General features: G+C 65.2%; 23 protein-coding genes and 1 pseudogene. 11 read left to right on the top strand and 13 right to left on the bottom strand.

Features of this window, described 5'->3' with window-relative positions; translation table 11 throughout:
* Nucleotides 1-13: 13 nt before the first annotated feature.
* Nucleotides 14-1,015, top strand: a complete 1,002-nt coding sequence (locus tag MK313_RS11975; RefSeq protein WP_287781806.1) for a 4-hydroxyproline epimerase — start codon at nucleotides 14-16, stop codon at nucleotides 1,013-1,015.
* A 9-nt stretch (nucleotides 1,016-1,024) separates the two neighbouring features.
* Here the strand turns inward: MK313_RS11975 and MK313_RS11970 are convergent, their stop codons facing one another.
* Nucleotides 1,025-1,435 (bottom strand): HIT family protein, encoded by a 411-nt coding sequence (locus MK313_RS11970; RefSeq protein ID WP_287781805.1) that lies wholly within the window; start codon nucleotides 1,433-1,435, stop codon nucleotides 1,025-1,027.
* Between the two features lie 123 nt (nucleotides 1,436-1,558).
* Here MK313_RS11970 and MK313_RS11965 point away from each other — a divergent pair, with 123 nt between their 5' ends.
* Nucleotides 1,559-2,251, top strand: coding sequence for a glutathione S-transferase family protein (locus MK313_RS11965; protein ID WP_287781804.1), 693 nt, complete (start codon nucleotides 1,559-1,561; stop codon nucleotides 2,249-2,251).
* A gap of 32 nt (nucleotides 2,252-2,283) precedes the next feature.
* Nucleotides 2,284-2,841: an isochorismatase family protein gene (locus tag MK313_RS11960; RefSeq protein ID WP_121218512.1), complete on the top strand. Its 558-nt coding sequence runs from the start codon at nucleotides 2,284-2,286 to the stop codon at nucleotides 2,839-2,841.
* A gap of 15 nt (nucleotides 2,842-2,856) precedes the next feature.
* Here the strand turns inward: MK313_RS11960 and MK313_RS11955 are convergent, their stop codons facing one another.
* Together MK313_RS11955 and MK313_RS11950 are read right to left on the bottom strand one after the other, a co-directional pair.
* Complete coding sequence (locus MK313_RS11955; protein WP_008943362.1) at nucleotides 2,857-3,345, bottom strand: SRPBCC family protein; 489 nt, start codon at nucleotides 3,343-3,345, stop codon at nucleotides 2,857-2,859.
* Nucleotides 3,342-3,722 (bottom strand): ArsR/SmtB family transcription factor, encoded by a 381-nt coding sequence (locus tag MK313_RS11950; RefSeq protein ID WP_244922230.1) that lies wholly within the window; start codon nucleotides 3,720-3,722, stop codon nucleotides 3,342-3,344. Before MK313_RS11950 ends, MK313_RS11955 begins: the two co-directional genes overlap by 4 nt.
* Nucleotides 3,723-3,913: 191 nt before the next feature.
* Between MK313_RS11950 and MK313_RS11945 the strand changes: the two genes are divergently transcribed.
* A complete protein-coding gene (locus MK313_RS11945; RefSeq protein WP_287781803.1) occupies nucleotides 3,914-5,203 on the top strand; it encodes an NCS2 family permease in 1,290 nt (429 codons plus the stop codon).
* A gap of 152 nt (nucleotides 5,204-5,355) precedes the next feature.
* Here MK313_RS11945 and lepA read toward each other — a convergent pair whose 3' ends face one another.
* The 7 genes from lepA to thrS form a co-directional block, all read right to left on the bottom strand.
* On the bottom strand, nucleotides 5,356-7,164 hold the full coding sequence (lepA, locus tag MK313_RS11940) for a translation elongation factor 4 (RefSeq protein ID WP_008943359.1): 1,809 nt from the start codon (nucleotides 7,162-7,164) through the stop codon (nucleotides 5,356-5,358).
* A gap of 146 nt (nucleotides 7,165-7,310) precedes the next feature.
* Nucleotides 7,311-9,722, bottom strand: coding sequence for a phenylalanine--tRNA ligase subunit beta (gene pheT, locus MK313_RS11935; RefSeq protein WP_287781802.1), 2,412 nt, complete (start codon nucleotides 9,720-9,722; stop codon nucleotides 7,311-7,313).
* Nucleotides 9,719-10,795 carry a phenylalanine--tRNA ligase subunit alpha gene (pheS, locus tag MK313_RS11930; RefSeq protein WP_287781801.1) on the bottom strand — a complete coding sequence of 359 codons (1,077 nt, stop codon included), beginning with the start codon at nucleotides 10,793-10,795 and terminating at the stop codon, nucleotides 9,719-9,721. Before pheS ends, pheT begins: the two co-directional genes overlap by 4 nt.
* A gap of 116 nt (nucleotides 10,796-10,911) precedes the next feature.
* Nucleotides 10,912-11,277 carry a 50S ribosomal protein L20 gene (gene rplT / locus MK313_RS11925; RefSeq protein WP_008943356.1) on the bottom strand — a complete coding sequence of 122 codons (366 nt, stop codon included), beginning with the start codon at nucleotides 11,275-11,277 and terminating at the stop codon, nucleotides 10,912-10,914.
* An 11-nt stretch (nucleotides 11,278-11,288) separates the two neighbouring features.
* Nucleotides 11,289-11,489 (bottom strand): 50S ribosomal protein L35, encoded by a 201-nt coding sequence (gene rpmI, locus MK313_RS11920; protein WP_287781800.1) that lies wholly within the window; start codon nucleotides 11,487-11,489, stop codon nucleotides 11,289-11,291.
* 159 nt (nucleotides 11,490-11,648) lie between these two features.
* Nucleotides 11,649-12,185 (bottom strand): translation initiation factor IF-3, encoded by a 537-nt coding sequence (gene infC, locus MK313_RS11915; protein WP_040706464.1) that lies wholly within the window; start codon nucleotides 12,183-12,185, stop codon nucleotides 11,649-11,651.
* A gap of 88 nt (nucleotides 12,186-12,273) precedes the next feature.
* Nucleotides 12,274-14,187, bottom strand: a complete 1,914-nt coding sequence (thrS, locus tag MK313_RS11910) for a threonine--tRNA ligase (RefSeq protein WP_121218503.1) — start codon at nucleotides 14,185-14,187, stop codon at nucleotides 12,274-12,276.
* A 219-nt stretch (nucleotides 14,188-14,406) separates the two neighbouring features.
* Here thrS and MK313_RS11905 point away from each other — a divergent pair, with 219 nt between their 5' ends.
* Nucleotides 14,407-14,697, top strand: coding sequence for a SemiSWEET family sugar transporter (locus MK313_RS11905; RefSeq protein WP_287781799.1), 291 nt, complete (start codon nucleotides 14,407-14,409; stop codon nucleotides 14,695-14,697).
* Between the two features lie 6 nt (nucleotides 14,698-14,703).
* On the opposite strand, the gene MK313_RS11900 is transcribed toward MK313_RS11905, so the two are convergent.
* Together MK313_RS11900 and MK313_RS11895 are read right to left on the bottom strand one after the other, a co-directional pair.
* Entirely contained in the window at nucleotides 14,704-15,963 is a 1,260-nt protein-coding gene (locus MK313_RS11900) for an MFS transporter (RefSeq protein WP_287781798.1), read from the bottom strand.
* A gap of 92 nt (nucleotides 15,964-16,055) precedes the next feature.
* Nucleotides 16,056-16,961 carry a transcriptional regulator GcvA gene (locus tag MK313_RS11895; protein ID WP_287781797.1) on the bottom strand — a complete coding sequence of 302 codons (906 nt, stop codon included), beginning with the start codon at nucleotides 16,959-16,961 and terminating at the stop codon, nucleotides 16,056-16,058.
* A 155-nt stretch (nucleotides 16,962-17,116) separates the two neighbouring features.
* Between MK313_RS11895 and MK313_RS11890 the strand changes: the two genes are divergently transcribed.
* The 4 genes from MK313_RS11890 (at nucleotide 17,117) to MK313_RS11875 (ending at nucleotide 19,379) form a co-directional block, all read left to right on the top strand.
* Nucleotides 17,117-17,377, top strand: a complete 261-nt coding sequence (locus MK313_RS11890) for a DUF1127 domain-containing protein (protein ID WP_287781796.1) — start codon at nucleotides 17,117-17,119, stop codon at nucleotides 17,375-17,377.
* A 246-nt stretch (nucleotides 17,378-17,623) separates the two neighbouring features.
* On the top strand, nucleotides 17,624-17,863 hold the full coding sequence (locus MK313_RS11885) for a DUF1127 domain-containing protein (protein WP_287781795.1): 240 nt from the start codon (nucleotides 17,624-17,626) through the stop codon (nucleotides 17,861-17,863).
* 86 nt (nucleotides 17,864-17,949) lie between these two features.
* Nucleotides 17,950-18,879, top strand: a complete 930-nt coding sequence (gene rarD, locus MK313_RS11880; RefSeq protein WP_287781794.1) for an EamA family transporter RarD — start codon at nucleotides 17,950-17,952, stop codon at nucleotides 18,877-18,879.
* A complete protein-coding gene (locus MK313_RS11875; RefSeq protein WP_287781793.1) occupies nucleotides 18,876-19,379 on the top strand; it encodes a DinB family protein in 504 nt (167 codons plus the stop codon). Before rarD ends, MK313_RS11875 begins: the two co-directional genes overlap by 4 nt.
* Before the next feature lies 1 nt (nucleotide 19,380).
* Here the strand turns inward: MK313_RS11875 and MK313_RS11870 are convergent, their stop codons facing one another.
* On the bottom strand, nucleotides 19,381-20,436 hold the full coding sequence (locus MK313_RS11870) for an asparaginase (RefSeq protein WP_287781792.1): 1,056 nt from the start codon (nucleotides 20,434-20,436) through the stop codon (nucleotides 19,381-19,383).
* Nucleotides 20,437-20,539: 103 nt separating this feature from the next.
* On the opposite strand from MK313_RS11870, the gene MK313_RS11865 reads away from it, so the two are divergent.
* The gene (locus MK313_RS11865; RefSeq protein WP_287781791.1) at nucleotides 20,540-21,118 is read left to right on the top strand and encodes an RNA methyltransferase; all 579 of its coding nucleotides are present in this window, start codon (nucleotides 20,540-20,542) and stop codon (nucleotides 21,116-21,118) included.
* Nucleotides 21,119-21,205: 87 nt separating this feature from the next.
* Nucleotides 21,206-21,521, top strand: a pseudogene (locus MK313_RS11860) (DUF2333 domain-containing protein); the annotation flags it as partial.

The raw sequence follows: 21,521 nt of genomic DNA, 5'->3' as shown, positions 1-21,521 counted from the left end.
CGCCGGGGACGCCATGGCCAGCCACAGCTTCTTCTGCGTCGATGCCCATACCTGCGGCAACCCGGTCCGGGTTGTCGTGGGCGGCGGGCCGACCCTCAAGGGCGCGTCGATGAGCGACTACCGCCAGGATTTCCTGACGCGGTATGACTGGGTGCGCCACGCCCTGATGTTCGAGCCGCGCGGCCACGACATGATGTCGGGTTCCATCCTCTACAAGCCGCTGCGCGAGGATTGCGATATTGGCTGGGTGTTCATCGAGACCTCCGGTTGCCTGCCGATGTGCGGCCATGGCACCATCGGCACGGTGACGGTGGCGCTGGAGCAGGGGCTGGTGACGCCGCGTGTCGAGGGCAGGCTGTCGCTGGACGTGCCGGCGGGCAAGGTCGATGTCGAGTATGAGATGGATGGCCGCTTCGTGGAGAAGGTGCGGCTGTTCAACGTGCCCGCCTTCCTGGAGGCGACGGATATCGTCATCGATGTGCCGGGTCTGGGCGAGCTGACGGTCGATGTGTCCTATGGCGGCAATTACTACGCCATTGTGGAGCCGCAGAAGAACTATGCCGGGCTGGAGAGCCTGTCGGCGGGGGAGATCCTGCACTACTCGCCCATCGTGCGCCGGCTGATGCAGGAAAAGCTGCAGCCCGTGCATCCGGAGAACCCGACCATCAATGGCGTGTCCCATGTCATGTGGACCGGCGCGCCGCGCGATCCCAAGGCGCATGGCCGCAACGCCGTGTTCTATGGCGACAAGGCGATCGACAGGTCGCCCTGCGGTACCGGCACCTCGGCCCGCATGGCGCATCTGGCGGCGAAGGGGAAGCTGCGCCCTGGTGACGATTTCGTGCATGAGAGCATCATCGGCAGCCTGTTCGAGGGGCGCGTCGAATCCGCGACGAGCCTTGCCGGCCGCGACGCCATCCTGCCCTCGGTTGCCGGCTGGGCGCGCATCACCGGCATCAACACCATCTTCGTGGATGACCGTGACCCCTACGCCCACGGCTTCCAGGTGGTGTAGGCCGACGGCCTAAAGCCCCAGCAAGGGCCGCAGGCTGACGATCAGCTTTTCCGCCTCGCCGGCGGCGTAGGGGCGGGGCGGCACCTTGCCCCAGACCGGCCCCGGCCAGGCCGGGTCGGTGGCGAAGCGGGCAATCACATGCACATGCAGCTGCGGCACCATGTTGCCCAGCGCCGCGCCATTCAGCTTGGTCGGGTTGTAGCGCGCCTGCAGCCCTTCCGTGGTGCGCACGATCTCGTCCATCAGCGCCGCGCGGTCGGCGGGCGGCAGCTCGTGGATTTCCCGGATATCCTTGCGCTGCGGCACCAGCACCAGCCAGGGATATGTCGCATCCATCATCAGCAGCACCCGGCAGAGCGGATAGCGCCCGACCTCCAGCGTGTCGGCGGCGAGCTGCGGGTGCAGGGCAAAGTCGGTCATGGCGCTGTCATTCTTTCCTGTCATTCATGGCACAGGTGACGGGATGGCCTCTTGGAGCCGACGCCCGCTGCCTCTACCTTGTCCGAGAATAGCAATACGCCCGTCCAAGGAAAGGACCGCGACATGATCGATCTCTATACCTGGCCCACGCCGAACGGCTTCAAGGTTTCCATCCTGCTGGAGGAGCTGGGCCTGCGCTACAATGTCATCCCGGTCGATATCGGCAAGGGCGCGCAGTTCGACCCCGAATACCTGAAGCTGAACCCGAACAACAAGATGCCGACCATCGTCGATTCCGAGGGGCCGGACGGCAAGCCCTACACGGTGATGGAGAGCGGCGCCATCCTGATCTACCTCGCCGACAAGCACGGCAAGTTCCTGCCGAAGGGCGGGGAGGCGCGCTATGACGTGCTGCAATGGCTGATGTGGCAGATGGGCGGCATCGGCCCGATGCTGGGCCAGGCGCATCATTTCCTGCAATATGCGCCGGAGAAGATCGACTACGCCATGAACCGCTATGCCAACGAGGCGAACCGGCTCTATGGCGTGCTGAACAAGCGGCTGACGGGCCGCGACTATGTGGCCGGCGACTATTCCATCGCCGACATGGCGATCATGCCCTGGCTGCGCTATCCCGACCGGCAGGGTGTGGATATCGAGCAGTACCCGGAGGTGAAGCGCTGGCGCGAGAGCCTGGAAGCCCGCCCGGCGGTGCAGAAGGGCCTCGCCGTGCTGGCCGAACACCGCCGCACCGGCCCGATCACCGACGAGCAGCGCGAGAACATGTTCGGCAAGAAGCAGTACGAGAAAAGGTGAGGGAAGGGGGCGAAAGCCCCCTTTATCTTTTGATGGACGCCATCCTCATTGTCGATATGCAGGCCGGGATGCTGGCGGGCGCACCGAAGCACGATCTGGCCGGCGTGGTGGCGCGCATCAATGCGCTGACGGCGATAGTGCGCGGCAGCGGCGGCCGGGCGGTGTGGATACGCCATTGCGGCCAGCCGGGCGACGGGTTCGAGCCGGGTTCGCCGGGCTGGGAATTCCTGCCGGAACTGCTGCGCGCGCCGGAGGATGCCGAAATCGGCAAGACCCTGAATGACGCCTATGCCGGCACCGGCCTTGCGGCGCTGCTGCGGGAGCTGACCCCGTCGCGCGTACTGGTCTGCGGCTGGGCCACCGATTTCTGCGTCGATTCGACGGTGCGCTCCACCGTCTCGCACGGATTTCCGGCTGTCGTGCCCTCGGACGCGCATACGCTCAGCGACCGGCCGCATCTGCCCGCTCCTGCGGTCATCCGCCATCATAACTGGCTGTGGAGCGAACTGATCGCCGATCCGCCGGTGCGCGTGCTGCCTACCAACGAATTGCTGGCGGAGGCGTCACCCCCGCACCAAGTGCGGGGGTGAGGGAAGGCGGGCATCTCAGCCGACGCGGCCAGCCTTGATATACTCCACCATCTGGGTGGCCACGGTGCCCCAGCCATCGTGGAAGCCCATCTCCTCGTGGTTCTTGCGGGTTTCCTCGTCGCCATGGATGGCGATGGCCTTGTAGCGCGTGCCGCTGCCGATGCGCGACAGTTCCAGGGCGCCAGTGAAGAAGGGCTTCGGTGCGGGGCGGTAGCCGGGCAGCAGCGTATCGGTGAAGATCAGCCGTTCCAGCGGCGTCACCTCCAGGAAACAACCGGCATTGGGGAATTCCTCGCCCTCGGGCGAGCGCATGGTCGTGCTGAAGGTTCCACCGGGGCGGAGGTCAATCTCGCAGGCGACGATGCTCCAGGGCTTCGGCACGAACCATTCCTTCAGATGCTCCGGCATCGTCCAGGCTTTCCAGACGAGTTCCACCGGCACGTCGATCTCGCGTTCCAGCACCAGGTCCAGCTTCGGGTCGATCTTCAAGATGGGCGATGTCATTCGGAATTCTCCTCCTTCATTTTCATTAAATAGCTATCCAGCCGGTCGAGCCTGCGTTCCCACATGCTGCGTTGCCGTTCCAGCCAGTCCTCCGCCAGCTTCAGCCGTTCCGGCTCAATGCTGTAGGTCCGCACCCGTCCGGCCTTCCGCGAGCGCACCAGTCCGCTCTTCTCCAGCACCTTCATGTGCTGCAGGAAGGAAGGCAGGGCCATGTCATAGGGGGCAGCCAGCTCACTGACGGAGGCCGGACGCGTGCTCAGCCGTTCCAGCACATCACGGCGTGTCGGGTCGGACAGGGCGCGGAAGATGCCGTCCACGATGGCCGTCTCCGCCATCTTTCCGCCGGTGCTCCCTGTGCCGGCTCCCGCTGTCGCCATGCAGCCTCCGCTTTTGTCGGTGCAGCCGTCATAGCCCGATAGAAAACTTAGGTCAATACCTAACTGTTGATATCAACAATACGCCGGGTGGAGCCGTGTGACAGTCCCGTGTATAAGCGGGCGAGGGGTTTCTGCCGAGGGGCGGGGCGCCCGGGGCGTTTTTGGGGCTTTCTTGCGGGGGAACATACGGAATGCTGGAGCGGTATTTCAGGCTCAGCGCGCATGGCACGACCGTGCGTACGGAGATTCTGGCGGGGATCACCACCTTCCTGACCATGGCCTACATCATCTTCGTCAATCCGGCGATCCTGTCGGATGCGGGGATGGATTTCGGCGCGGTCTTCGTCGCCACCTGCCTCGCCGCCGCCATCGGCACGGCGATCATGGGGCTGTACGCCAACTATCCCATCGCGCTGGCGCCGGGCATGGGGCTGAACGCCTATTTCACCTATGGCGTGGTGCTGGGCATGGGGCACACATGGCAGGTGGCGCTGGGCGCGGTCTTCCTGTCCGGTGTGCTGTTCATCATCCTGACCATCCTGCCGGTGCGTGAATGGGTGATCAACGCCATCCCGCGCAGCCTGAAGATGGCGATCTCGGCGGGTATCGGCCTGTTCCTCGGCATCATCGCGCTGAAGAATGCCGGCGTGGTGGTCGATCACCCGGCAACACTGGTGACGCTGGGCGCGCTGTCCTCGCCGCCGGTGCTGCTGGCAGCGGTCGGCTTCATCCTGATGGTGGCACTGGACGCCAAGCGCGTGCCGGGCGCCATCATCATCGCCATCCTGGCTACCACCATGGCCGGCGTGCTGCTGGGCGTCAGCGAGTTCAAGGGCATCGCCAGCCTGCCGCCCGCTCCCAGCCCGACCTTCCTGCAGCTGGATATCGCGGGCGCGCTGCAGGTTGGGCTGCTGGCGGTGGTGTTCGCCTTCTTCTTCGTCGATCTGTTCGATACCGCCGGCACGCTGGTGGGCGTGGCGCACCGCGCCGGCCTGCTGGACGCCGAGGGCCGGCTGCCGCGCCTGAAGCAGGCGCTGATGGCCGACAGCGTTGCGACGGTGGCGGGCTCGACGCTCGGCACCTCCACCACCACCTCCTATATCGAGAGTGCGGCGGGCATCAAGGCGGGCGGGCGCACCGGCCTGACCGCCGTGACCGTGGCCGTGCTGTTCCTGGCCAGCTTGTTCCTGTCGCCGCTGGCCGGTACGGTGCCGGCCTATGCGACAGCACCGGCGCTGCTTTTCGTCGCCTGCCTGATGACGCGCGGGCTGGCGGAACTGGACTGGGAGGATGTGACGGAATATGTGCCGGGCGTGGTGGCGGCACTCGCCATGCCGCTGACCTTCTCCATCGCCCACGGCATTGCCTTCGGCTTCATCACCTACGCGGCGATCAAGCTGCTGTCCGGCCGCGCCAGCGAGGCCAGCGTGATGGTCTATATCCTGGCCGCGCTGTTCGTCGTGAAGTTCGCCGTGATCTGAGGGAGCGGCTTCCTCTGGCCGTCATTCCCGGGCTTGTCCCGGGAATCCAGGCTTCAGCTTGCACGACCCAACATCCAGCAAGCTGAGGCCTGGACCCCCGCAACAAGTGCGGGGGTGACGGACGGAGAAAGCTGAAACAGAAAGAGTCAGGCTTAGTTATCGCCCATCTTCAGCGCGGCGATGAAGGCCGATTGCGGGATTTCGACGGAGCCGAACTGCCGCATCCGTTTCTTGCCTTCCTTCTGCTTGTCCAGCAGCTTGCGCTTGCGGCTGACGTCGCCGCCATAGCATTTCGCGGTCACGTCCTTGCGCATGGCGGAGACCGTCTCGCGGGCGATAACGCGCCCGCCGATGGCGGCCTGGATGGCGATCTTGAACAGCTGGCGCGGGATCAGATCCTTCAGCCGCTCGCAGATCATGCGGCCGCGGAACTCCGCCTGGCTGCGGTGCACCAGCATGGACAGCGCGTCCACCGGCTCGGCATTCACCAGGATGGAGACCTTCACCAGATCGCCCTCGACATAGCCTTCCATCTGGTAGTCGAAGCTGGCATAGCCGCGGCTGATGGATTTCAGCCGGTCATAGAAGTCGAACACCACCTCGTTCAGCGGCAGGCGATAGACTACCATGGCGCGGTTGCCGACATAGGTCAGCTCGATCTGCTCGCCGCGCCGCTCGGTGCACAAGGTCAGGATCGGACCCAGATAATCGTCCGGCACGAAGATGGTGGCCTTGATCCACGGCTCCTCGATGCGGTCGATCTTCACCACATCGGGGAAGTCGGCCGGGTTGTGCAGCTCGATGGTTGAGCCGTCGGTCATGTGGATCTTGTACACCACGCTGGGCGCGGTGGTGATGAGGTCGAGGTCGAACTCGCGCTCCAGCCGCTCCTGGATGATTTCCAGATGCAGGAGGCCCAGGAAGCCGCAGCGGAAGCCGAAGCCCAGCGCGGCGGAGCTTTCCGCCTCGTAATGGAAGCTGGAATCGTTCAGCGCCAGCTTGGCCAGGCTGTCGCGCAGATGCTCGTAATCGGCAGCATCGACCGGGAACAGGCCGCAGAACACCACCGGGATGGAGGGCTTGAAGCCGGGCAGCATCTTGGTCGCGGGCCGGCGCTCCTCGGTCAGCGTGTCGCCGATGCGGCAGTCGGCCACCGTCTTGATGCCCGCCGTGATATAGCCCAGCTCGCCCGGGCCCAGGCTGCCGAATTCCACCATCTTCGGCCCGAAGATGCCGACGCGGTCCACCGGGTGCGCGGCACCCGTCGCCATCATGCGGATCTTCATGCCCTTCTTCAGCGTGCCCTCGACGACGCGGACCAGGATGATGACGCCGAGATAGGCGTCGTACCAGCTGTCCAGCAGCAGGGCGCGCAGCGGCGCTTCCGGGTCGGCCTCCGGCGGCGCGGGCAGGCGCTGGACGATGGCTTCCAGCACATCGTCGATGCCGACACCGGTCTTGGCGGAAATCGGAATCGCGTCGGAAGCGTCCAGCCCGATCACATCCTCGATCTGCTGCTTCACCCGGTCCACATCGGCGGCGGGCAGGTCCACCTTGTTCAGGACCGGCACGATCTCATGGTTGGAATCCAGCGCCAGATAGACATTGGCCAGGGTCTGCGCCTCGACGCCCTGGCTGGCATCGACCAGCAGCAGCGAGCCCTCGCAGGCCGCCAGCGAGCGGCTGACCTCATAGGTGAAATCGACATGGCCGGGCGTGTCGATCAGGTTCAGCAGGTATTCCTGCCCGTCCTTCGCGATATAGGGCAGGCGCACGGTCTGCGCCTTGATGGTGATGCCGCGCTCGCGCTCGATATCCATCGAGTCGAGCAGCTGCTCCTTCATCTCGCGCGACTGCAGCTTGGCGCAGCGCTCGATCAGCCGGTCGGCCAGCGTGGACTTGCCGTGGTCGATATGCGCGACGATGGCGAAGTTGCGAATGTTCTTCTGCGGGATCGACATGTCTATCGAAACGCTTTCCTGATCCAGAATTCCTGTCACCGACCTGTTTGCCCAAAGGCGCGTCCGGCGGCTAGGAAAATATGTGGTTGCCCTCTCTCGTCCACCGTCACCCCGTCACAGATGTGGGGTGACGGCCGCAGAGAACCTTACCGCCGCAGACTGCCGCCGGTGGCCTTTTCGACCTGGGCGACGATCTTGGCGCTGACCGCCTCGATATCCTCCTCGGTCAGCGTGCGCTCGGTCGGCTGCAGGGTGACGTTGATGGCGACCGATTTGCGGCCTTCGCCAACGCCCGGTCCGACATAGACGTCGAACACACCAACCTCGGACACCAGAACCTTGTCAGCACCTTTCGCGGCCCGCACGATCTGCTCGGCGGCGACATCGGCATCCACTACGAAGGCGAAGTCGCGTTCTACCGGCTGGAAGGGCGAGAGCTTCAGGAACGGCCTGGTCGCGCCCTTCTTCGCCTTCGGCATCGGCACCCGGTCGAGGAACAGCTCGAAGCCGGCCACCGGCCCCTTCAGGTCATAGGCCTGCAGCAGGCGCGGATGCAGCTCACCGAAGCAGCCCAGCACATTGGGGCCAAGGCGCAGGCAGCCCGACCGGCCCGGATGGTACCAGTCCGGCGCATCGGTCGAGACCTGGGCATTGCCGGCGGGCGCGCCCAGCGCCTCCAGCAGGGCCAGCAGGTCGGCCTTGGCGTCGAAGGCATCCACCGGGCGCTGCTGACGGCTCCAGTCGCGCGGGGCGGTCATGCCGGCACGGATGCCGGTCGCCATCGCCGACTGGCCCTTGGGCGTGGCGTCGGCATATTGCGGGCCGACCTCGAACAGCGCCAGGTCGGGATAGCCCTGGTTGGCGTTGCGCTGGGCGGCGGCCAGCAGATTGCCCAGGATCGACGGGCGCATGGCGTCCAGATCGGCGGAGATCGGGTTGGCCAGCATCATCTCCGGCTTCACCGGGCCGCCGAACAGGGCGGCCTGGCTGGACGGCATGAAGGAGAAGGTGACCGCCTCCACCATGCCGCGCGACGCCAGGGTGCGCTTGGCCAGCGGTACGCGGCGCTGGGCCGGGGAAAGCGCTGGCTGCGGCATGGTCGTCTCGCGCGGCAGAGGCTCGACCGGGATGTTGTCATAGCCGTGGATGCGCAGGATTTCCTCGACCAGATCGGCCTCGCCGATGATATCGCCGCGCCAGGGCGGCGGGGTGACGGAGAACATGCCGTCGGCCTTTGTTTCTGCCTCGAAGCCCAGAATGTCGAGGATGCGCAGTGCCTCGCCCTGCTTCACGGCGACGCCGCCTAGCTCGGCAATGCGGGCGATACGCAGGTCATAGCTGCGGCGCCATTCCGGCTCCGTGCCCTCGACGACGACATCGCTGCATTCGCCGCCGCACAGCTCCAGGATCAGGCGGGTGGCGACATCGGTGCCCCAGAAGGGGGAGGTCTGGTCCAGCCCGCGCTCGAAGCGGTAGCGCGCGTCCGACAGCAGGTTCAGCTTGCGGCCGGCCATGGCGACGCGGATCGGATCGAAGATCGCGGTTTCCAGGAAGACGCTGGTGGTCTCGTCCGACACACCGGTGCGCTCGCCGCCCATCACGCCGGCAAGGTCATCCACGCCATGATCGTCACCGATGGCGATGATCTCCCCATCCAGCCTGTATTCCTTGCCGTTCAGGGCGAGGAACTTCTCACCATCCTTCGCGAAGCGGATGGTCAGGTGGCCGCCTTCGATCTTGTCGGCGTCATAGACGTGCAGGGGGCGGCCAAGGTCCATCATCACATAGTTGGTGATGTCCACCAGCGCGGAGATCGGGCGCAGCCCGACGGCGCGCAGACGGTCCTGCAGCCAGCGCGGGGAGGGGCCGTTCTTCACCTTGCGGAAATGCCGGCCGACCACGATCGGGCAGGCATCCATGGCGTTCGCCGGGAAGTCGCGGCGCCAGACGACGGGGCTTTCGTAGCTGCCATTGCGCTTCGAGGTGTCCAGCTTCTTCAGCGTGCCGAGGCCGGCCGCCGCCAGATCGCGCGCCACGCCGCGCACGCCCAGGCAGTCAGCCCGGTTCGGTGTGATCGCGATGTCGATCAGCGGATCGTCCAGCCCGGCATATTTCGCGAAGGGCAGGCCCAGCGGCGCGTCCGCCGGCAGGTCGATGATGCCGTCATGCTCGTCGGACAGGCCAAGCTCGCGCTCGGAGACCAGCATGCCGTTAGATTCCTGGCCGCGGATCGTGCCCTTCTTCAGGTCGATGCCAGTGCCGGGGACATGGCTGCCGACGGGGGCGAATACGCCCTTCATGCCGGTGCGGGCATTCGGCGCGCCGCAGACCACCTGCAGGATTTCCTTGCCGGTATCGACCTTGCAGACGCGCAACCGGTCGGCATCGGGGTGCTGCTCGGCGGAGACGACATGGGCGATGGTGAAGGGGGACAGCTCCTTGGAGCGGTCCACGACCTCCTCGACCTCCAGCCCGATCATGGAGAGCGTGCGGACGATCTCCTCCAGCGGGGCATCGGTGTCGAGATGCTCCTTCAGCCAGGACAGGGTGAATTTCATCGGGCCAGCCCCCCGGTCAGCGTCGGTACGTCCAGCGGCACGAAGCCGTAATGGCGCAGCCAGCGCATATCGGAATCAAAAAAGGTCCGCAGATCGGGAATGCCGTATTTAAGCATCGCGATCCGCTCGATCCCCATGCCGAAGGCAAAGCCCTGATATTTGGAGGAATCGATGCCGCAATTCTCCAGCACGCGCGGATGCACCATGCCGGAACCCAGGATTTCCAGCCAGTTGTCGCCGGCTCCGATGGTCAGCTCTCCACCCTTGCGGGTGCAGCCGATATCGACCTCCGCCGAGGGTTCGGTGAAGGGGAAATAGCTGGGGCGGAAGCGCACCGGCAGATCGTCCACGCCGAAGAAGGCGCGGCAGAATTCGATCAGGCAGCCTTTCAGATGGCCCATATGGGTCTTCTCGTCGATCACCAGCCCCTCGACCTGATGGAACATCGGCGAATGGGTGGCGTCATGGTCGCTGCGGTAGGTGCGGCCGGGCGCGATGATGCGGATCGGTGGTGTGGTCTTCTGCATGGTGCGGATCTGCACCGGCGAGGTGTGGGTGCGCAGCACCATCTTCGCCCCGTCCGCGCGGTCGGGCAGGTAGAAGGTGTCATGCTCCTGCCGCGCGGGATGCTCGGGCGGGATGTTCAGCGCGCCGAAATTGTGGAAGTCGTCCTCGATGTCCGGGCCCTCGGCGACGGCGAAGCCCATCTCGCCGAAGATCGCCGTCAACTCGTCCATCACCTGGCTGATCGGGTGGATGAAGCCGCGCTGCTCCGGCCGGGGCGGCAGCGACACGTCGATCCGCTCGGCGGCGAGGCGGGCGTTCAGCGCGGCATCGGCGAGGCCGGCCTTGCGCGCCTCGATGGCCTCGGCCACCGCGTCCTTCACCAGGTTCAGATCCTGGCCGGCCTGGCGGCGGGCATCGGGATCGAGGCCGCCCAGCTGCTTCATCAGCTCGGTGATGCGGCCCTTCTTGCCAAGCGCGGCGACACGGGCGCGGTCCAGCGCCTCCAGATCGGCGGCCTGGCCCACCTCGGCCAGCAATTCGTCGCGCAGTCGGTTGAGGTCTTCCATCGTTAGTCCCGTCTTCCCGATACGAAAAGAGGGCCGGCCCCGAAGGACCGCCCCTCTTGTCACATTAATCGCCGGCGCGATCCCGTGGCGGGATCGCAAGGCGACACAACGGTTGGTCAGCCGTTGCTGGCGAGGGCGGCCTGGGCCTGCTCGACCAGCGACTTAAAGGTATCCGGCTCGCGCGTGGCGATGTCCGACAGGACCTTGCGATCGATGTCGATGCCGGCCTTCTTGATGCCGTCCATGAACTTGGAATAGGGCAGGCCGTGCATGCGCGCGGCTGCGTTGATGCGCTGAATCCACAGACCGCGGAAGTCGCGCTTCTTGTTGCGACGGTCGCGATAGGCGTATTGCAGCCCCTTCTCGACCTTCTCCAGCGCGATGCGGTAGCTGCTGTTGCCACGGCCGCGATAGCCCTTGGCGAGATCCAGAACCTTCTTGTGACGGGCGTGGGAAGTGACGCCCCGCTTGACGCGTGCCATCTATCTTCTCCTTACCCGTTCGGCATGAAATATTTTTTGACGCGGGCAGCATCCTGGGCACTCATGATCTTGGTGCCGGTGTGCTGACGCAGCATCTTGGTCGGGCGCTTGCGCATGCCGTGGCGCTTGAAGGCAACGGCCATCTTCACCTTGCCGCTGCCGGTCAGGCGGAAGCGCTTCTTCGCCCCGCTCCGGGTCTTCATCTTGGGCATTTCAACCTCACATCATTACGGGTTCACTTTGGCCAGCCAGGCATGCCCTACAAGCCATGGCGCAGCCTTGCCCCATCAGGCCGTAGCCTGAGGGAAGGCGGTTTATACAGAGTGCGTGGCCGGAAAGCAAGGCCGTGTGGCGGGGGGTATCGGCGCGCCTCAGCGCGGCGCGATCACCATGACCATCTGGCGGCCTTCCAGCTTCGGATGCTGTTCGACCTTGGCCACTTCCTCCACATCGTCCTTCACCCGCATCAGCACATTCATGCCGATGTCCTGGTGCGCCATTTCGCGGCCGCGAAAGCGCATGGTGACCTTCACCTTGTCGCCTTCGTTGAGGAACTTGTTCACGCTGCGCATTTTGACGTCATAGTCATGATCGTCGATGTTCGGGCGCATCTTGATCTCTTTGACCTCGATGACCTTCTGGTTCTTGCGCGCTTCGTTGCGCTTTTTCTGCGCTTCGTACTTGAACTTGCCGTAGTCGAGGATCTTGACGACCGGCGGCACGGCGCCGGGCGAGATCTCCACGAGATCGAGGCCAGCCTCGTCAGCGGCACGTAGTGCGTCCCGCCGGGCCATGACCCCAAGATTTTCCCCATCCGCGCCAATCACGCGCAGCGTGTCGGCTGAGATATCTTCATTGACCCGCGGACCATCCTTGCTGGGCGCGGCATCTGGTTGGAAACGAGCTATTTAACACCTCCGTTTGATCGGGAAGGCAAAAGATACCGCGTTGCCGCCTTCCCATACGGCAACGGGTTTTTGCAGCCGGGTCCGGCCATCAGGCCGGCGGCTGCGTTTCTTCCTTAAGTCTATGAAGTGCGTCCTCAAGCGCAAGCACTTCTTGCTTGTCGCCGCCCAGACGCCGGATCGCGACCTTGCGCTCCTCCGCCTCGCGGCGGCCGACCACGAGCAATACCGGCACCTTGGCCAGGCTGTGCTCGCGCACCTTGTAGTTGATCTTTTCATTGCGCAGGTCGGTTTCAACCCGGATGCCGGCGGCCTTCAGCGTCGCCGCGACCTCCTCGGCATAGGGATCGGCCTCGTTGGTGATGGTCGCGACCACCACCTGCACCGGCGAGAGCCAGAGCGGGAACTTGCCCGCATACTGCTCGATCAGGATGCCGAGGAAGCGCTCGAACGAGCCCAGGATCGCCCGGTGCAGCATGACCGGCCGGTGCTTCTGGCTGTCCTCGCCGATATAGGAGGCATCGAGGCGCTGCGGCAGCACGAAATCGACCTGCAGCGTACCGCACTGCCAGTCGCGGCCGATGGCGTCGCGCAGCACGAATTCCAGCTTCGGGCCGTAGAAGGCGCCTTCGCCGGGGTTCAGCGTGTAGGGCAGGCCGGCCGCCTCGACCGCGTCCTTCAGCGCGCCTTCCGCGCGGTCCCAGATGGCGTCGTCGCCGGCGCGCACTTCCGGACGGTCGGAGAATTTCACCTTCACTTCGGTGAAGCCGAAATCCTTGTAGATGCCCTGCAGTAGCGCGCAGAACCGGATCGTCTCGTCGGTGATCTGGTCTTCCGTGCAGAAGATGTGCGCGTCGTCCTGGGTGAAGGCGCGCACCCGCATGATGCCGTGCAACGCGCCTGACGGTTCGTAACGGTGGCAGGCGCCGAACTCCGCCATGCGGATCGGCAGCTGGCGGTAGCTGGTCAGACCCTGGCGGAAGATCTGCACATGACCGGGGCAGTTCATCGGCTTGATCGCCAGCACGCGGTCGTCCTGGCTGTCCACCGTGAACATGTTCTCGCGGAACTTCTCCCAGTGGCCGGAGGCCTCCCACAGCGCGCGGTCGATCAGCTGCGGCGTCTTCACCTCGACATAGCCGGCGGCATCCAGCTTGCGGCGCATATAGGCCTCGACCGCGCGGTACAGCGTCCAGCCCTTGGGGTGCCAGAACACGCTGCCGACAGCCTCTTCCTGGATATGGAACAGGTCCATCTCGCGGCCGATGCGGCGATGGTCGCGCTTTTCCGCTTCCTCGACCTGCAGCAGATAGGCCTCCAGCTCCTCCTTCGTCGCGAAGGCGGTGCCATAGACGCGCTGCAGCTGGTCGTTGTTGGCGTCGCCGCGCCAATAGGCGCCGGACACGCGCAGCAGCTTGAAGGCCTTGCCCAGCTTGCCGGTGGAAGGCAGGTGCGGGCCGGTACACAGGTCGGTGAAGCCGCCCTGCGTATAGACCGAGATGTCCTCATCGGCGGGAATATTGCCGATATGCTCGGCCTTGTACTTCTCGCCGATGGATTCGAAATAGGCGACCGCCTGATCGCGGCTCCAGACATCGCGGGTGATCGTCTCGTTGCGCTCGACAATCTCGCGCATCCTGGCTTCCAGCTTCTCCAGATCCTCCGGCGTGAACGGCTCGTCGCGGGCAAAATCGTAATAGAAGCCGGTTTCCGTCGCCGGGCCGAAGGTCACCTGCACGTCGGGATACAGCTCCTTCGCCGCCTCGGCCAGAACATGGGCGGCGTCATGGCGCAGCAGCTCCAGCGCATCCGGATGCTTGGTCGTCACGATCTCGATGCGGGAATCCGCGGTGATAGTGCTGGCCAGATCCTTCACGTCGCCGTTCACCTTGATGGCGAGCGCGGCCTTTGCCAGGCCGGCGCCGATCGACGCAGCAACGTCCGCGCCCGTGACCGGGCCTTCGAACTGTTTGACGCTGCCGTCGGGAAGCGTGATGGAAACCATGATCTGTCGCGTTCCGCTTGGGTTGCTGAAAGGGCATTGTAAAAGGCTTCTGCCGCAGCGCGGCAAAAGGGCTGCAACTCTAATGCGCCGCCTTGGCGTGTCAAGCGGGTGCGGCGTCGCAGTTACATTTGTCCTCTTGCGGGATGCCGGGCGGCGCGGCACTATCCCGCGCGGTCGCAATCTCTTGCGTAACCTCCTTGCCAAGCGAGCGTTCGGGCCATGCCCGTTCCTGTCCTCTCCCCAGATCTCGTCGAGCTGGTCGGCGGCATCGCCGCCGTGCTGACCACGCTGTCCTTCCTGCCGCAGGTGCTGAAGGCCTGGCGCAGCCGCTCGGCGCGCGATGTCTCGCTTCTGATGCTGCTGCTGTTCCTGGCCGGCGTGTTGCTGTGGCTGTGCTACGGGCTGGCGCTCGGCTCGCTGCCGCTGATCCTGGCGAATGCGGTGACGGCGGTGCTGATCCTGGCGATCCTGGCCGCCAAGCTGCGCTTCCGCACGACGGGTCCGGTCTGATCCCGCCTACTTGACCCCCGGTCCCGATTCGTCGTCGGCCATCGGGGTGCGCGGGTCGAGCTTCATCGCCTGCGGGCTGGTGGCGGGCACATTCACGAACTTCTCGCGCAGATCGGCCGGCTTGGCGGCTCGGCGGGTCATGCGGTAGGCGACGAAACCGCCGGTCGCCCCCGAAATGGCGGCGGCATAGAGGAACAGGCCGGCGGGGCCGATCAGTTCCATCACCAGCGTGGCGAGCAGCGGCCCGATGGTGGAGCCGATGGCCCAGGCCAGCAGCAGCGTGCTGGTCAGCGGCACCATCTGGCCCGGCTCCGCGAAGTCGCTGGCATGCGCGATGCACAGCGCATAGACCGACAGGCCGGTTGCCCCCCAGATCGCGAACAGCCCGTACATCGCCCAGTTCGGCAGGCTGGGGCCGACCAGGGCGATGGCCAGCGAAGCGGCGAGCACGACCAGCAGGCCAGCAACGATCACCCGACGCCGGTCGATGCGGTCGGACAGCCAGCCCATCGGCCATTGCGCCAGCAGGCTGCCGATCTGCATGACCGAGACCAGTGCCGCGATGGGGCCGGCGGCCATGCCAATCTGCAAACCGTAGAGCGGCGTGATGCCGATGACGGCGGCATTCATGATGCCGGTGGCGAAGCAGCCGATCAGGGCAGCCGGCGCGATGCCATACACCTCCTTCAGCGACATGGTGGCGACAGTCGGCGGCGGCGGGGTGACGGCGCGGGTCAGCGCCACCGGGATCAAGGACAGCGAGGCGCAGACGCTGATCAGCAGGAAGAAGCCGGTGCCCATCGGGTCGCCGATGGCCAGTAGCATCTGCCCGCCGGCCAGCGTCAGCTTGTTGGAGATCATGTAGAGCGACAGCACGCGGCCACGGATGGGCTGTGGCGCCTGGGCGACGAGCCAGCTCTCGGCGACGCTGCCCAGTCCGGCCATGCAGAGGCCCCTCCGGACGCGCCGGCCGCCCCACAGCCCCCAGTCGATGCCGAGCGTCAGCCCCAGCGTCGAGGCGGAGACGGCGGCGGCGAATACGGCGAAGGTGCGGATATGGCCGATGCCGCGCACCATGCGCGGCACCAGCAGGCAGCCGATCAGGAAGCCGAAGGAATAGAAGGTGGCAACGACGCCGACCATCGTCGGCGAGAGGCCTTCAAGCCCCATGCGCAGCGGCACCAGCACGCCGATCAGGCCGTTGCCGAGCTGCAGGATCATGACGCCCAGCACAATGGCCAGAATCGCCGGGAAGGCGTCGCGCATGATGGGCTCCGGCCTTGGTGTCGGTTCTTGATTGACGGTTATTCTGGGATATCCGCCAGAAGGTTACAAGCCGATGTCTTGCGCCTTTGCGGCTATTCTTTGATGCGCATGCCGTCGCGCTCCGCCTCGGCGAACAGCCAGTCGCGGAAGGCGGCGATCTTCGGCCGTTCGGCAGAAGCTTCGGGGCAGACGAAGAAATAGGAATGATAGGCGTTCAGCGTGAATTTGAAGGGCTGCACCAGCGTTCCCTCGGCAATCGCGTCGCGTACCAGCGGGCTGCGCCCCAGCGCCACGCCCTGGCCGTTCATCGCGGCCTGCAGCACCATGCTGGAATGGCTGAAGGAGGGGCCGCGCGTGGGATCGACATCATCGATGCCGGCGGCCAGCAGCCACATTCGCCAATCCTCGTTCATATGATCGTGCAGCAGCGTGTGGTGCTTCAGGTCCTGCGGTGTGCGCAGCGGATGCGCGCCTTGCAGCAGCTTCGGGCTGCATACCGGAAACACGCTCTCGGTCATGAAGCGCACCGCCTTCACGCCGGGCCAGCCGCCGGCGCCATAGCGGATCGCGCAATCCACATCCTCCTGGTTGAAGTCGACGATCTTGTCGTTGGCCGCGACCCAGACATCGATATCCGGATGCGCCGCCCGGAACCGGCCGAGGCGCGGCACCAGCCAGGTCGCGGCGAAGGACTGGAAGGTGGAGACGGTCAGCCGGCCGGCGCGGTCGCGCATCAGCAGCCGGCCGGTCCCCTCGGCCAGCCGGTCGAGACAGTCGCGCGCCACGGCAAGATAGCTCTGCCCCTCCTCGGTCAGGAACAGGGCGCGGCTGCCGCGCCGGAACAGCGGCAGGCCCAGCCAGGTCTCCAGCGACTTCACCTGATGGCTGATTGCCGCCTGCGTCACATGCAGCTCGTCGGCGGCCCTGGTGAAGCTCAGATGCCGCGCGGCAGCCTCGAAGGCGCGGACGGCGGTCAGCGGCGGCAGGCGGCGGGACATCTCGGTGGCTCCGTTCAGGTATTATAAAAACTTATCACCATGATAAAAAACTATCCTTTGTAGCCCACGGTGAAAAGGCAGATATAGGCGTTATGTCAGGAATTTGATGGTTCCGGATTGTCATTAGGACAATTTGACCGTTCAAGGAGAGTGCCATGGCCGCCACCCATACTGCCTGCCCGCTGTCTTCCGCCGCTGCCCCTCAGATGGGGAGCAAGACCGTCTTCCAGCCCCGGTTCGGTGTACCCACGGTCAAGGCGCTGCTGGTCGGTATCGTCGATCTGCTGGTCGCCTGGCAGGAGCGCGCCACGCAGCGCCATCACCTTGCCGGCCTTGACGAGCGCGGGCTGAAGGATGTCGCGCTCAGCCGCGCCGACATCGCGCCGGAAATCGCAAAACCCTTCTGGCGGGCCTGAAGCATCCGCCAGTAACGCCGGCTATTCTCGGTTTCACCGACGGCCGGTTCCCTTCGCTTCGCCAACCCTGTCACTGCCTCCGGCCTCGGCCGGAGGCTTTTTTTACCAGATAAATTTTATTTATCGGTGCATGAAAAACGGTCGTTTGTGAAATCTGCTAATTCACAAGAATATCAAAGCGACAGGAAGGCCAAGCGTTCTAAAAGTGTCATGAAGACATTTTATCAAATGCGATGGAGAGTCGAGATGGCCACCCTTACGATGAAGCAGCAGCCGGCGTGTCTGAACACCTCCGTGAAGACGCAGACGCGCCTGTCCCTCTCAACCTTCTTCTTCGGCCTGCTTGCCTGGCTCGCCGATGCGCAGGCCCGCGCCGCCCACCGCTATGATCTGCGGGAGCTGGACGACCGCCAGCTGCGTGATGTCGGCCTCAGCCGCGCCGAGTTGGACCGTGTAAACGGCCCCACTTTCTGGATGATCCGCTAACGTCTATGGTGCGGTCTTCCTGATCCGGCCGCTGCCCTTGCCGATAGGGCGGCGGCCGGTGTCCGCCTGTTCTGGAAAGTTTCCCAATGACCGTTAAGTCCGTATCCGGCGCCAGCGCTGTGCACGATGCCGTGGCACGCCGCGAGGCGCTGATCGGTGTCTGCTACGGGCTGGCGGCCTTCCTGTTCTGGGGCGTGGCGCCGATCTACTTCAAGCTGGTGGCGCATGTGGCCCCGGCGGAGATTCTGGCGCACCGCATCGCCTGGTCGGCGGTCTTCCTGCTGCTGCTGATCGGGCTCCTGCGCCGCTGGCGCGGCGTCGTGACGGCGCTGACATCCTGGCGACTGTTCCTGCCGTTGCTGCTGTCGGCGGCGATTCTGTCCTCCAACTGGTTCACCTACATCGTTGCGGTGAACAGCGGGCAGGTGCCGCAGGCCAGCCTCGGCTATTACATCAACCCGCTGGTGAATGTGCTGCTGGGCATGCTGTTCCTGAAGGAAAGGCTGCGCCCGGCGCAGATCGCCGCCGTGGCGCTGGCCACCATCGGCGTGGCTGTCATGATCGGTGCGGCGGGCGAGGTGCCGTTGATCGCGCTGTTCCTGGGCTTTTCCTTCGGTTTCTATGGGCTGATCCGCAAGCTGGTGCCGGTCGATGCCATCAGCGGCCTGTCGGTCGAGGCGGTGGCGCTGACGCCCTTTGCGCTCGGCTATATCTTCTGGCTGGGCAGTGCCGGCAGCTTCGGCGCCATTGACCTTGCCACCGACCTGCTGCTGGTGGCGGCGGGGCTGGTCACGCTGCTGCCGCTGCTGTGGTTCAATGCAGCGGCGCGGCGCCTTAAGCTGTCCACGGTCGGCATCCTGCAATATGTGGCGCCGACCGGGCAGTTCCTGCTGGCGGTGCTGCTGTTCGGGGAGGAGTTCACGCCAGCGCATATGGTGACGTTCGGCTGCATCTGGGCCGGCCTTGCGCTCTACACGGCGGATGCGCTGCGCGGCAGCAAGGAGAGGGGACAATGACCGACAAGGCCTATTTCGCGACGCTGGCGGCCTATAATTGCTGGGCGAACGGGAAGCTCTACGCCGCGGCAGAGGCGCTGGGAGACGCCGCCCGGCGCGCCGACCGGCAGGGCTTCTTCGGGTCCATCCACCATACGCTGAACCACATCATGGTTGGCGACCGGCTGTGGCTGTCACGCTTTCCCGGCCAGCCGGCTTACCGCTACAGGCTGGACGAGGTGCCGTACCCGGATTTCGACGCGCTGAAGGCGGCGCGGGCGGCGCAGGACCAGACCTTCGTCGATTTCATCGCGGCGATGACACCGGACTATCTTGCCGGCGACCTCAGCTATACCAACACACGCGGCGAGACCTTCACCATGCCGGTGCGGCTGGTGCTGGGGCATGTGTTCAACCACCAGACCCACCATCGCGGGCAGGTGCATCACATGATCGGGATGGAGGGGGCAGAGCCGCCCTCCATCGACCTGATCTATTATCTGCGCGAGGTCGGCGTCTGATCTACAGGCTGAGGTCCGGCGCCGGGCGGATCGTGCCGCAGCCGACACCTTCCCAGTTGGTGACGGGAACGGTGAGCTGATTGGCCAGCGCATCCCGATCAGCCTGCTTCAGCACACCGAGCTGAGTCAGGATCCAGCCCAGTGCCACGGTGGAGGCGCGGCCATTGCCGTCATCCACCTTCAGCGCGATGCCAAGGCCAAGTTCCGGCAGGGCGGCGGTATAGACGCCTTCCGCGCCGGTCTTCAGCAGGATGCGCTCGCCCAGCTGCTGGAGCACGAGGCTGCCGAAGCGGCCGGTGCCGGCGATCATCAGCGGCTCGGCGGCAACTGCCTTGCGGATACGCAGGATCGCTTCCCGCCGTTTGGCGGAGAGTTCCGCCGGGTCGGCCATGCGCGCCATCGCCACCGCCATCGCCTTCAGCGACATGCCGAAGACCGGGATACCGCAGCCATCGATGCCGCGCGGGGTGGCGGACAGATCCTCGCCGCCCAGCTCCTCGCAGATCCTGATGAGGCGCTGCTGCACCGGATGGTCGGCGCTTGTATAGCCCCTGGTCGGCTCGCCCAGATGCTTTGCCGTGGACAGGAAGCCGCAATGCTTGCCCGAGCAATTGTTGTGGATGCGGCAGGCACTCTCGCCCTTGCGGATCATCGCATGCGCGGTCGGCTCGTGGCTCGGCATCTGGTTGCCGCATTCCAGATCGTTATTGCCGAGGCCAAGCTGCGACAGCCAGGCATCCACCGTCTCCGTATGCATCGTCTCGCCGCTGTGCGAGGCGCAGGACAGCGAGATATGGCGGTCGGCCAGCCCATAGGCATCGGCGGCGCCGCTTTCCACGAAGGGGATCGCCTGTAGCGGCTTGATCGCGGAGCGGCCATAGACCAGCCTTCCGGCATCGCCCCAGGCATGGCGCAGGCTGCCCGAGGCGTCCGCCACGGCGGCGATGACCCGGTGGAAGCTCTCGACCATGCCGCCGCGCGTCACCTCGACGGCGATGGGCGCGGCGCTGCCGCTGCCGGCGGTGTTGGTCTGGACGCGGAGGATTTCTTCTGTCATTGGGGGCATCCGCAAAAAAAAAGGCTGGTGGGAACTCCGATGCCGGCAACCTTGCCCTGCCGCCCCGGCGCTGGCAAGCAGGAGGGAAGGAAAAGGAGAGGTCATGAAAGGCTATTTCGCCATCGGCGTTCAGGGCTTGAGCAAGGCGCAGAACGCGGGGACGCTGTTCCGCACCGCGCACGCCTTCGGCGCCAGCTTCGTCTTTACCGTGGGCGAATCCTACGACCGCAAGAAGCTGAACCAGAGCGACACATCGAATACCTTGCGCAATCTTCCCTATTACCGGTTCGATGGCCCGCGCGATTTCCGCCTGCCGGATGGCTGTACGCTGGTCGGGGTGGAGCTGGTGGAGGAGGCGGTGGCGTTACCGAGTTTCCGCCATCCGCGCCAGGCCGCCTATATTCTGGGGCCGGAGCGCAACAGCCTGGACCCGCAGATTGTCGGGCTGTGCGATTATGTGGTGCAGATACCGATGAAGTTCTGCGTCAATGTCGGCATTGCCGGCGCCATCGTGATGTATGACCGGCTGATCAGCCTAGGCCGTTTCGCGCCACGCCCCACCATGCCGGGCGGACCGGCGGAGCCGCTGCCGGAACCGGTGTTCGGTGCGCCGCTGTGGATGAAGAAACAGCGCCGGCGTGAGCGCCTGGCGGCGGAGGAAGGCGTCGGGCGCACGGACTGATCAAGGCAGGCATTACAGACGGCAGGCTGACTTTCGGGCCGCGCGTACCTATCTGTCGATGATCCGGAAATTAAGCAGGACCAGAGTATGTCGGGCAACGAGACGCGGGACGAGTTCCCCTATGACGAATATTCCGCGCCGCGCCGCCGGGTGACGCAGTGGCTGCGCCGTATCCCGCTGGCGCGCAGCCTGGGGGTGCTGATCGTCCTTGTCCTGCTCTATTACGGGGCGGGGGCGGCGATCATCAACAAGATCGACGCCGATCCGGATTTCGTCCCGCAGAACGTAGCCGAGTGCGGCAGCAATGCCATAGCGGCGGCAGCGGCGCTGGTCAGCCGCGAGGTGGACGAGAATGGCTGGACCGCCAATGACCCCTTCTTCATGCCTTCGGCGATCCTCGACA

The sequence above is a fragment of the Oceanibaculum sp. genome, from assembly GCF_022449305.1.
GTDB classification, from domain to species: Bacteria; Pseudomonadota; Alphaproteobacteria; order Oceanibaculales; family Oceanibaculaceae; genus Oceanibaculum; species Oceanibaculum indicum.
Note: the sequence above shows the minus strand (reverse complement) of the source record. Positions and strands in the feature narration are given on the sequence as shown.